The sequence below is a fragment of the Macrococcus psychrotolerans genome (assembly GCF_038095555.1).
In the GTDB taxonomy this organism is placed as follows: Bacteria; Bacillota; Bacilli; order Staphylococcales; family Staphylococcaceae; genus Macrococcoides; species Macrococcoides psychrotolerans.
In genome coordinates, this window is sequence record NZ_CP124591.1 from 886,830 (window position 1) to 897,365 (window position 10,536).

Sequence of the window (10,536 nt, forward strand, 5' to 3'; positions counted from 1 at the left end):
CTTTCACACAAAGGTCTTTTTTGTATCTATATATTCAATTAAACGCGAGTCACTTTACCTGATTTTAATGCACGAGCTGAAACCCATACACGTTTAGGCTTACCATCTACTAAGATGCGGACTTTTTGTAAGTTAGCTCCGAAGCGACGTTTGCTGTAGTTCATTGCGTGAGAACGATTGTTACCTGTTACGGCTTTACGACCTGTAACATGACATACTTTAGCCATTGTTTTTGCCTCCTTTAATAGAATATAGAGATACACTTATCTTTTACATACCATAATAATTTAACATAATTCAATATGTAATGCAATAAATTTTTGTTTATCAGTTGTAACAATAGAGTAAAAATTACAGTAGTTACTTAAGATAATATTATATATAATATTATTTTTACCTTTAAACAATAGATTTCTTGTAATTATGAATATTTATTGATTATAATAATATGACGAGTGTATAAACAAGGGAGGCAATGAAATGACATTAGAAATAACAAATGAATTTGGTTCAATCGATATCTCTAGCGATGTTATCGCAACGATTGCAGGTGGAGCGGCAGTTGAATGTTATGGTATCATCGGTATGGCAAGTAAACATCAGGTTAGAGATGGTATTGCAGATATTTTAGGGCGTGACAACTATTCTAAAGGTGTTATCGTAACAAATAATAACGGTACTTTAGATGTTGATATGTATATTATTGTTGCATATGGCACAAAAATTTCTGAAATTGCAAGTAATGTACAATCGACAGTTAAATACACTTTAGAACAAACTTTAAACTTAACGGTTAATTCAGTAAACATATACATTCAAGGTGTACGTGTCATCAAACTGGATGATGAAGAATAGGGAGGATTTCATAATGAAAACAATTGACGGCAAGCTATTTGCTGAAATGATCATCACAGGAGCAAATAACTTATCTCAAAATGCAGACTATGTAGATTCACTGAACGTCTTTCCGGTACCAGATGGTGATACTGGAACGAATATGAATCTTTCGATGAGTTCAGGTGCGAAAGAAACTGAGGAGAATATTGAAGCACATATTGGAAACGTTGGAATTGCATTCTCAAAAGGTTTATTAATGGGAGCACGTGGGAATTCGGGCGTTATTCTATCACAGCTATTCAGAGGGTTTTCTAAGTATATCGAAGCGGAGAGTGCGATAGACGCCCAAAAATTTGCTAAAGCATTTCAAGCAGGTGTAAAAACAGCTTATAAGGCAGTAATGAAACCCGTTGAAGGTACCATTCTTACAGTTGCCCGTGAAGCTGGAGAAGCTGCTATGAAGGCTAGTGAATCAACGGATGACTGTATCGTAATTATGGAAGCGCTCGTTAAAGCTGGGAACGAATCATTAAAGCGTACACCAGACCTACTTCCAGTATTAAAAGAAGTTGGGGTAGTAGATAGCGGCGGTCAGGGTTTGATGTATGTCTATGAAGGATTCCTTGCTGTTTTAAAGGGTGAAACAATTGCAGCACCTGTTAAGCGAGATATTAATGACGACTTTATTAATGATGATCATGACTTCGGTGATGTGGTTAAAACTGAAGACATCGTACCAGGATTCTGTACTGAATTTATGGTTCGATTTAAAGATGGAATGAAACCATTTAATGAAGATGGTTTCAGAGAAGATATGTCTAAGTTTGGTGACTCGCTCCTTGTGATTTCTGATGAAGAAATCGTTAAAACGCATGTTCACTCAGAAACACCTGGGGAAGCATTAACATATGGTAGTCAATATGGAGAGATTATCAAGATTAAGATAGAGAATATGCGTGAACAGCATCGCGAAGTGCTACGTAAGCGTGGTATTAAGGAAACTAAAAACGAGATTGAGAAAGTAGAAAAAGCGTTGATCACAATTTCTATGGGTGAGGGTATTACTGAGTTATTCAGGTCAATTGGTGCAACGCATGTTATTAGCGGTGGACAGACGATGAATCCATCTACTGAAGATATTGTAAAGATTATTGAAGCAAGTGGATGTAAAGAAGCGGTCGTTCTACCGAATAATAAGAACATAATTATGGCTGCAGAACAAGCAGCTCAAGTTGTGGATATTCCTGTAGCAGTAGTGCCGTCTAAGACAATACCACAAGGATTAGGTGCGATGCTTGCATACAATCCGGAAGCATCTAGTGATGACAATAAGGCATCAATGACAGAAGCGATGCAGCATGTGAAGTCAGGTTCCGTTACATATGCTGTCAGAGATACGACTATTGATGGTGTTAATATTGAGAAAGATGCATTTATGGGTATTAATGAGAGTAAGATTACGGTATCGGATAAAGATCAGAACAAAGTATGTATTGAATTATTGAAATCAATGATTGATGAAGATGCAGAAATTGTTACGATCATTAAAGGAATCGATGCTGCAGATGAAAATGTTGCTGCCATTGAAAATTTCTTAAGTGAAAATTATGAAGATATTGAAATTGAAATACAAGATGGAAAACAGCCTATATATAGCTTTATGTTTTCTGTAGAATAAGTTAATCTATATGTATTAGAACTACACTTTAAAGTGTAGTTCTTTTTAATGGATAAGGGGGAGCTTTATGAAATATAGAAGTGTATTTGATATTATCGGCCCGGTGATGGTGGGTCCATCATCTTCACATACAGCAGGTGCAGTCAGAATCGGTTTAGTTGCCAGAGATTTATTTGGAAGGATGCCGGATGCTGTTGATATCTATTTATATGGTTCATTTATGGAAACATATAAAGGACATGGAACAGATGTGGCATTAGTTGCAGGTCTGTTAGGTTTTGATACGGATGACAGTCGTATTCCAAAAAGCGTTGAACTTGCGGAAGAAGCAGGATTACAGATAAATTTTATTGAGATGACAGAAGAAAGAAGTCACCCTAATACTGCCGTTCTCAACATGAGAAGTCATGATCAGCAGCTCTCTATCGAAGGCATTTCAATTGGAGGGGGTAAGATTGAAATAGTTGCATTAAATGGTTTTCCGATTGCAATTTCGGGGAATTATCCTGCGTTACTCGTATTTCATAAAGATACGTTCGGCACGATTGCGAAAGTTACAAGTATTCTTAGCGACCACAAAATTAATGTCGGTCAGATGCAGGTCTCACGTAAGGAAAAAGGCGACCTTGCTTTAATGACATGTGAACTAGATGATGAGATAACAGATGATGTACTAGAGCAGATTAGGCGTTGTGAGGGTATTCAGACTGTAACGTTGATGACAGAATCATAGAGGGGAGAAGTTATGTTTAAAAGCGTAGAAGAACTGATACATATTTGTGAGACAGAAAATAAAAGCATAGCAGACGTTATGATTGCACAAGAGATGGCTGTAAGTAAGCTTGATTACGAAACAGTAATGTCGAATATGGAAAGAAATTTAATCGTAATGGAACAAGCTGTAGCGCGTGGTCTGGATGGTGTTACAAGTCCTACAGGTTTAACTGGAATGGATGCGGTGAAGTTACGAAATTATATTGCAAAGGGCAATACGTTGAGTGGCGCGACCTTGCTGGATGCAGTTTCAAAAGCGGTTGCGACAAATGAAGTGAACGCTGCCATGGGATTAATTTGTGCAACACCGACTGCTGGCAGTGCTGGAGTAGTACCAGGAACATTATTTGCTATGAAAGCAAGACTGAATCCATCGCGTGAACAGATGATTAAATTCTTGTTTACGACTGGAGCATTTGGATTTGTTGTGGCTAATAATGCCTCTATCTCCGGTGCTGCAGGGGGGTGTCAGGCAGAAGTAGGCAGCGCAGCAGCTATGGCAGCAGCAGCGATCGTAGAGATGGCTGGTGGCTCGCCACAGATGAGTGCACATGCATTCAGTATTTGTCTTAAGAATATGCTGGGTCTTGTATGTGATCCTGTAGCTGGACTTGTAGAAGTACCGTGTGTAAAAAGAAATGCAGCTGGTGCATCCAACGCTATTGTATCAGCAGATATGGCGCTTGCAGGTGTGGAGAGCAGAATTCCGACAGATGAAGTAATTGAAGCGATGTATAAGATAGGTTTAACAATGCCAAGTGCACTGCGTGAGACAGGTCGTGGAGGTCTTGCAGGCACTAAGACTGGCCAGGAAATGAAGGAAAGAATCTTTGGAAAATCAGCATCTTCTAATAACAGATAGTACATTGAAGGAGTTAAGAGGTGTCGGCCCGAAATCTTTAGAGAGTCTCAATTCACTCAATATACATTCTATTGAAGACCTCATATTATATCTGCCTTATAAATATGAAGATGAAACCGTCATTAATTTACATGAAGCCGAAGAGGGTGCAAAAATAACGGTGCAGGGTGAAATTTACTCTGCGCCTGTTTTGGCTCATTTTGGGCGCGGAAAATCTAAAGTATCATTCCATATGATGGTTGACAATGTCGCGGTGAAGATAGAATTCTTTAATCAGATGTATGTGAAGCGGATTGCAGAGATAGGCAAGACGGTCAAAGTCACCGGCAAATGGAACAGATCAAAGCAAGTGATTCAAGGCAGTAAAATATCAGAAGATGAACATTCAGGTGTGCAGCTTGTCCCGCAATATAGTCTGAAAGGTTTGATTAAGCGAGCGCAGTTTAGAAAAATGATTGACAGCGCGTTTCAGACCGTGAAAATTCATCCCTTTTTGCCGGATCACTTAAAAGTGAAATATAAACTCTGGGATCTGGATCAATCGCTATATGAGTTACATATTCCTTCAAACCATAAACATTTGCAGCAGGCACGTAGAAGTTTTGCTTTTTGTGAATTATTACTCTTTCAGCTTAAGATGCGTATGCTTAATCAGCTTGAACAAAGCGGGGCGCCACATAGCAAGGTCGATTATGATATTACGAAGGTTAAGGCGTTTATTGATACGCTGCCCTTCGAACTGACAGATGCACAAAAACAAGTTGTCAATGAAATATTTCGGGATATGAAGCATGAATTTCGCATGAATAGGCTGCTCCAAGGTGACGTAGGATCAGGGAAGACTATTGTTGCTGCAATTTGCATGTATGCATTAATGACTGCAGGTAGACAAAGTGCATTGATGGTACCGACAGAAATACTAGCTGAACAGCATGCAGAAAGTTTATCTGAAATCTATGGTGAATCACTAAACATTGCGCTTCTTACAAGTTCAGTCAAAGGTAAAAAGCGGAGATTAATTTTAGAAGCGTTAGAATGTGGCGATATCGATATCATTGTAGGTACACATGCGCTTATCAGTGAACCCGTGCAATTTCATGATCTCGGTTTAGTTATCACCGATGAGCAGCATAGGTTTGGAGTAAATCAACGTAAATTATTACGTGAAAAAGGCAATGATGCAAATGTACTCTTTATGACGGCTACACCGATACCACGTACATTAGCAATCTCTGTATTTGGTGAACTTGACGTTTCAACGATTAAACAGATGCCAAAAGGACGTAAACCCATTATTACAGAATGGGCGAAACATGAGGAAATTGAAATTGTCCATGATAAGACTGCACGTGAAATACGAGCAGGCCGACAAGTCTATGTGATATGTCCGCTGATTGAAGCTTCAGAACATTTAGATGTAAAAAACGCAATTGAAATCTATGAAGCTTATCAAAGGCTATTTGGCACTGATAAAGTAGGACTACTCCATGGTAAGATGAAGACAGAAGAAAAAGATGAAGTGATGAATAAATTCCAAAACCATGAATTTGATGTTATAGTATCTACAACAGTCGTTGAAGTCGGTGTGAATGTTCCGAACGCTACGATGATTGTCATCTATGATGCAGAACGCTTTGGTTTATCTACTTTGCATCAGTTAAGAGGTCGTGTCGGTCGAAGTTCTTACCAAAGTTATTGCATATTGGTGGGCAACCCAGAAAGCGAAACAGGCATAGAAAGGTTGCAGATTATGACGCAGACAACAGATGGCTTTGTACTCAGTGAAAAGGATCTGGAAATGAGAGGACCAGGTGACTTCTTCGGCATTAAGCAAAGTGGTCTACCGGACTTTAAGGTAGCAAATATTGTTGAGGATTATCGCATGCTGGAAGTTGCGCGTGACGAAGCAAGCGAGTTAATACTAAGTGGTGCAATCGCGCAACCTGAATTACACGCATTAAAGATGCGTCTAGATGCAGACCTTGCTGAACATCAACTTGACTAAGAGGAGATTGAAATGAGAGTTATCGTAAGATTGATCGGAGTTCTATGTATCGTAGCAGCGATTACGATGTTTTTCTGGCAGGATATTCGTGCGTATTTCACGCATTCAGTCAACCAAAAGATTATACAGTCATATGAGAAGAATGATGATAAAGTAAATGTTAATGGTTTTGAAAAATGGATCACTAAAACGGAACCTGAAAAATTAAAGCTTAAAGACAATATGATCGGCTACTTAAAAGTTCCGGCTGCAGATATAAACGAGCCATTATATAAAGGACCGGCAACCCAAGAAGCAATGAAAAATGGTGTCGTACTTGTAGATAAAGGTGAAAAGATAACAGAACAGAATGTTGCGATTGCGGGTCATCGTGTAGAAGGTGCAGGGATTCGTTTCAACTATCTGGACCGTGCAAAAGTTGGCGATACTGTTGAATTATTATCGAGAAGCGGCAAGAATATTTATAAGATTACAAAGATCTATGATGTGCAACCGACTGAAGTCGGTGTACTAGATGAAAAGCCTGGAAATCCACAGGAACTTACCTTGATTACGTGTAACGATTATAACCCAGATACTTTAATGTTTGAGAAGCGAATGATTGTCAAAGCGCAGATAATTGAAAGAAATGGTCAAAAGTAGCAGGTCAAAAGGTAAAATAGATACGCTTATAAAAATGAATCGTTTTGTGAAGGTCAAAGGAATAAGGCATACAAATGTCTTTTCCTTTTTTTGTTGCAGTGTGTTTATATTTTTGTTATATTTACTAGTATTAAGACCAACTACTAATAAGGGAAATGAATGCATGAAAAAGTTGTCAAAGCACTTAAGACAGGAACAGTTACAGCAATTATTGGAAAACGACCCATTCATAACGGATGAAACATTAAGTCATGAATTTAATGTAAGCATACAGACCATTCGACTTGACCGTCTGGAACTTAATATACCTGAATTAAGAGAGCGTATTAAGAATGTAGCGGTTAAATCACACGACGAAATTAGAACGTTATCTATGGATGATATTATTGGAGAAGTTATCGATATTGAACTTGATCATATGGCATTATCTATTCTGGATATTAAGAAAGAGCATGTGTTCAGTCGAAATAACATTGCGAGAGGACATTATTTATTTGCACAGGCAAATTCACTGTGTGTTGCTCTAATCAATGATGAATTTGCACTGACTGTTTCAAGCAATATACATTTCCAGAAGCCTGTAATGCTTGGTGACCGAGTTATAACAAAGGCAGTGCTTATTGAGAAGAAGGACCAAAGAGCAAAGATCGAAGTCTTCAGCACAGTCAATCAAAGTCAAGTGTTCTATGGCGAGTTTGAGATGTATTACAATAATAAAGGAGCTTAAATATGATTAAGATAGCAGTAGATATGCATGGGGGAGACAATGCACCAGACATTGTTCTAGATGGAATTGAAATGTTCCTTAAGGAATTTAATGATGTAGAGATCCATCTGTACGGTGATGAAAAAGACAATCGACTTAATCATCCGCGACTAAAGATGCATCATACAACGCAAGTCATCACGATGGAAGATGAACCTGTGCGTGCGATTCGACGAAAGAAGGATGCTTCCATGGTGCGTGCAGCAGAGAGCGTGAAACTAAAGGAAACTGATGCTGTTGTTTCTGCTGGTAATACGGGTGCATTGATGGCTGCGGGATTATTTGTCATCGGAAGAATAAAGGGAATCGAACGTCCTGCACTTGCGCTGACATTACCAACAATTAATGATGAAGGATTTATGTTACTGGATATGGGTGCAAATGCTGATGCCAAGCCAGAACACCTCGTCCAATATGCTAAAATGGCATCGATTTATACGCAGAAAAATCGTGGTATCAGTAACCCGTCTGTAGGACTCGCAAATATTGGCACAGAAGATAAAAAAGGGAATCAACTCGCACGTGATACGTTTAACCTACTAAAAGAAGAGACATCAATCAACTTTATCGGTAATGTTGAATCTAAAGCACTGCTAAACTATGCAGCAGATATCGTGGTTACTGATGGATTTACAGGAAATATGATTCTAAAGACCTTAGAAGGTACAGCGAACAATATCTTTAAGATGCTGAAAGAAACTTTGTTAGCTTCAACAAAAACAAAAATTGCAGCAGGGCTCATAAAAAAAGATTTGATGCAACTTAAAAATAAGATGGATTACTCAGAGTATGGAGGTGCCGTATTATTTGGAGTTGATGGAATTGTTATTAAAGCGCATGGTTCGAGTGATAAGAAAGCATTCTTCAATGCGCTTAAACAAGCACGACAATCAGCAACAGAAGATGTTATATCATTGTTAAAGCAAGAGGTAACACATGAGTAAGCGGGCGCTACTGTTTCCGGGACAAGGGTCACAGTTTATTGGTATGACCGACGATTTTAACGAGCGGGGACAAGAGACGCTTAAACAATTGAATCGTCTGTTTGATGTCGACCTCGTCAATATTATGCACCATGATGAAGCAGTTAATGACACGAAGTATACACAACCGGCAATTGTAATGCACAGCGTTGTATTGTTAGAGCAAATTCAACAGCCGTTTGACTATTGTCTAGGCCATAGTCTAGGAGAATACAGTGCATTAGTCGCATCTGGTGTATTAACTAAAGAGGACGCTGTTCAAATCGTCTACAAACGAGGTCAGTTAATGAGCGAAGCATATCCTCAAGGTGTGGGAAAGATGGCGGCAGTTATTGGAACAGATCGATGGGTTATAGAAGAGGCTTGTGAAGCTGTTAGCAATGATGGTCATCTATTAAACGTTGCAAATATTAATGGTCCAGGACAAATTGTTGTGTCTGGTCATACGCAATGTATAGAAGCACTCATTGACAGAAAACATGAACTCGGCTTAAAGAAAATTATTCCGCTCAATGTGAGTGGTCCATTTCATTCAGAGCTTATGAAAGTAATCGAAGAAGAATTCAGGGCGTATCTTGAGCAGTTTGATTTTCAAGAAGCACAAATTCCTGTTGTGCAAAATGTAAATGCATCATCAGAAATTGATGCGAAGCGCATCAAGGAGAATTTAGTAAAACAATTATATTCTCCAGTGGAATTTACAGATTCTATTCGTTATCTGATTGATCAAGGAGTCACTGAGTTTGTTGAAATCGGACCTAAAAAGGTGCTCACTGCACTCGTAAAAAAGATAGAACGTAATATTACTGTTAGAAATATTACTACTACAAATGAAATAAGTGAGGTTTAATATGAAAGCGGCTTTAGTTACGGGAAGTTCCAGAGGTATCGGCAGAAGTATTGCTTTAGCTCTGGCAGACGAAGGATTTAATATTATCGTCAATTATTCAGGAAATGAACAAAAAGCAAAGCAGGTTGTACAAGCAATTATTGATAAAGGTCAAAAAGCTGTTGCGATTAAAGCAGATGTCAGTAATCATGAAGAAGTTAAATCGATGATAGATCAGTCCATTGCTACTTTTGGATCGTTAGATTGTATCGTCAACAATGCAGGGATCACTAGAGATAATTTAGCGATGCGTATGAAGAGAGAAGAATTTGCAGATGTCATCGATACGAATTTAACTGGCGTATTCAATGTCATCCAGGCTGCCTCAAGACAATTACTACGCCAACGTGCAGGAACTGTCATCAATGTCAGCAGTATCGTTGCAAGTATCGGAAATGCTGGACAAGTCAATTATGTTGCAGCTAAAGCAGGTGTTGAAGGAATGACGAAAACCTTTGCTCGAGAATTTGCCAGCCGTGGTATCCGTGTTAACGCAGTAGCCCCTGGATTTATTGAAAGTGACATGACTGACGTGCTGGATGACACGCTTGTTCAAACGATGAAAAGTCAGATACCGTTAGGTGAGATGGGCCAACCTGAAGATGTTGCGTATATGGTAGCATTTCTGGCGAGTGATAAAGCACAGTATATTACAGGACAGACATTTCATGTTAACGGTGGTATGTATATGCAGTAATCACTATAATTATTTTAAGGAGGTGAAATTATGGAAAACTTCGACAAAGTAAAAGATATTATCGTAGATCGTCTTGGTGTAGATGCAGATAAAGTAACTGCAGAAGCTTCGTTCAAAGACGATTTAGGTGCCGATTCTTTAGATATCGCTGAATTAGTTATGGAATTAGAAGATCAGTTTGGAACTGAGATTCCTGATGAAGATGCTGAAAAAATCAACACGGTTGGTGATGCAGTGAAATATATCGAATCATTAGAAAAATAATATAAGGCTATAAATACATAATCCGAACACACCATTTGCAGCTGTGTTCGGATTTAAGTTATTAATGATGATTATTTTAAAGTTTATTAAGCAATCACTTTTTTTTACAGCGTATATAACGTAAAATAAAAACATAGAT

General features: G+C 38.5%; 12 protein-coding genes. 11 read left to right on the forward strand and 1 reads right to left on the reverse strand.

The window, feature by feature from the left end:
- Positions 1-38 precede the first annotated feature (38 nt).
- Entirely contained in the window at positions 39-227 is a 189-nt protein-coding gene (gene rpmB / locus QA539_RS04490) for a 50S ribosomal protein L28 (protein WP_219494595.1), read from the reverse strand.
- 253 nt (positions 228-480) lie between these two features.
- Between rpmB and QA539_RS04495 the strand changes: the two genes are divergently transcribed.
- The 11 genes from QA539_RS04495 to QA539_RS04545 all read left to right on the forward strand — a co-directional run bounded on the left by QA539_RS04495 (position 481) and on the right by QA539_RS04545 (position 10,397).
- The gene (locus QA539_RS04495) at positions 481-855 is read left to right on the forward strand and encodes an Asp23/Gls24 family envelope stress response protein (RefSeq protein ID WP_099483194.1); all 375 of its coding nucleotides are present in this window, start codon (positions 481-483) and stop codon (positions 853-855) included.
- Positions 856-865: 10 nt separating this feature from the next.
- Positions 866-2,515: a DAK2 domain-containing protein gene (locus QA539_RS04500; RefSeq protein ID WP_419895591.1), complete on the forward strand. Its 1,650-nt coding sequence runs from the start codon at positions 866-868 to the stop codon at positions 2,513-2,515.
- Positions 2,516-2,582: 67 nt separating this feature from the next.
- On the forward strand, positions 2,583-3,248 hold the full coding sequence (gene sdaAB / locus QA539_RS04505; RefSeq protein WP_219494599.1) for an L-serine ammonia-lyase, iron-sulfur-dependent subunit beta: 666 nt from the start codon (positions 2,583-2,585) through the stop codon (positions 3,246-3,248).
- Positions 3,249-3,260: 12 nt separating this feature from the next.
- On the forward strand, positions 3,261-4,151 hold the full coding sequence (gene sdaAA / locus QA539_RS04510; RefSeq protein ID WP_219494601.1) for an L-serine ammonia-lyase, iron-sulfur-dependent, subunit alpha: 891 nt from the start codon (positions 3,261-3,263) through the stop codon (positions 4,149-4,151).
- Positions 4,120-6,156, forward strand: a complete 2,037-nt coding sequence (gene recG / locus QA539_RS04515; protein ID WP_419895546.1) for an ATP-dependent DNA helicase RecG — start codon at positions 4,120-4,122, stop codon at positions 6,154-6,156. Before sdaAA ends, recG begins: the two co-directional genes overlap by 32 nt.
- Positions 6,157-6,168: 12 nt before the next feature.
- Positions 6,169-6,798, forward strand: coding sequence for a class A sortase (locus tag QA539_RS04520; RefSeq protein ID WP_419895547.1), 630 nt, complete (start codon positions 6,169-6,171; stop codon positions 6,796-6,798).
- Positions 6,799-6,961: 163 nt separating this feature from the next.
- Positions 6,962-7,525, forward strand: a complete 564-nt coding sequence (gene fapR, locus QA539_RS04525) for a transcription factor FapR (protein WP_099483189.1) — start codon at positions 6,962-6,964, stop codon at positions 7,523-7,525.
- 2 nt (positions 7,526-7,527) lie between these two features.
- A complete protein-coding gene (gene plsX, locus QA539_RS04530) occupies positions 7,528-8,508 on the forward strand; it encodes a phosphate acyltransferase PlsX (RefSeq protein WP_099483188.1) in 981 nt (326 codons plus the stop codon).
- Positions 8,501-9,397, forward strand: a complete 897-nt coding sequence (gene fabD, locus QA539_RS04535; RefSeq protein WP_413475318.1) for an ACP S-malonyltransferase — start codon at positions 8,501-8,503, stop codon at positions 9,395-9,397. Before plsX ends, fabD begins: the two co-directional genes overlap by 8 nt.
- Position 9,398: 1 nt before the next feature.
- Complete coding sequence (gene fabG, locus QA539_RS04540; protein WP_419895548.1) at positions 9,399-10,133, forward strand: 3-oxoacyl-[acyl-carrier-protein] reductase; 735 nt, start codon at positions 9,399-9,401, stop codon at positions 10,131-10,133.
- A gap of 30 nt (positions 10,134-10,163) precedes the next feature.
- Positions 10,164-10,397 (forward strand): acyl carrier protein, encoded by a 234-nt coding sequence (locus QA539_RS04545; protein ID WP_041635894.1) that lies wholly within the window; start codon positions 10,164-10,166, stop codon positions 10,395-10,397.
- Positions 10,398-10,536: the final 139 nt, after the last annotated feature.

What these genes read in the sequence shown, in the direction of transcription:
- fabD (WP_413475318.1), top strand. Translation starts at nt 8,501, where the DNA reads ATGAGTAAGCGGGCGCTACTGTTTCCGGGACAAGGGTCACAGTTTATT.
- QA539_RS04495 (WP_099483194.1), top strand. Translation starts at nt 481, where the DNA reads ATGACATTAGAAATAACAAATGAATTTGGTTCAATCGATATCTCTAGC.
- QA539_RS04520 (WP_419895547.1), top strand. Translation starts at nt 6,169, where the DNA reads ATGAGAGTTATCGTAAGATTGATCGGAGTTCTATGTATCGTAGCAGCG.
- fabG (WP_419895548.1), top strand. Translation starts at nt 9,399, where the DNA reads ATGAAAGCGGCTTTAGTTACGGGAAGTTCCAGAGGTATCGGCAGAAGT.
- plsX (WP_099483188.1), top strand. Translation starts at nt 7,528, where the DNA reads ATGATTAAGATAGCAGTAGATATGCATGGGGGAGACAATGCACCAGAC.
- QA539_RS04545 (WP_041635894.1), top strand. Translation starts at nt 10,164, where the DNA reads ATGGAAAACTTCGACAAAGTAAAAGATATTATCGTAGATCGTCTTGGT.
- sdaAA (WP_219494601.1), top strand. Translation starts at nt 3,261, where the DNA reads ATGTTTAAAAGCGTAGAAGAACTGATACATATTTGTGAGACAGAAAAT.
- sdaAB (WP_219494599.1), top strand. Translation starts at nt 2,583, where the DNA reads ATGAAATATAGAAGTGTATTTGATATTATCGGCCCGGTGATGGTGGGT.
- rpmB (WP_219494595.1), bottom strand. Translation starts at nt 227, where the DNA reads ATGGCTAAAGTATGTCATGTTACAGGTCGTAAAGCCGTAACAGGTAAC.
- fapR (WP_099483189.1), top strand. Translation starts at nt 6,962, where the DNA reads ATGAAAAAGTTGTCAAAGCACTTAAGACAGGAACAGTTACAGCAATTA.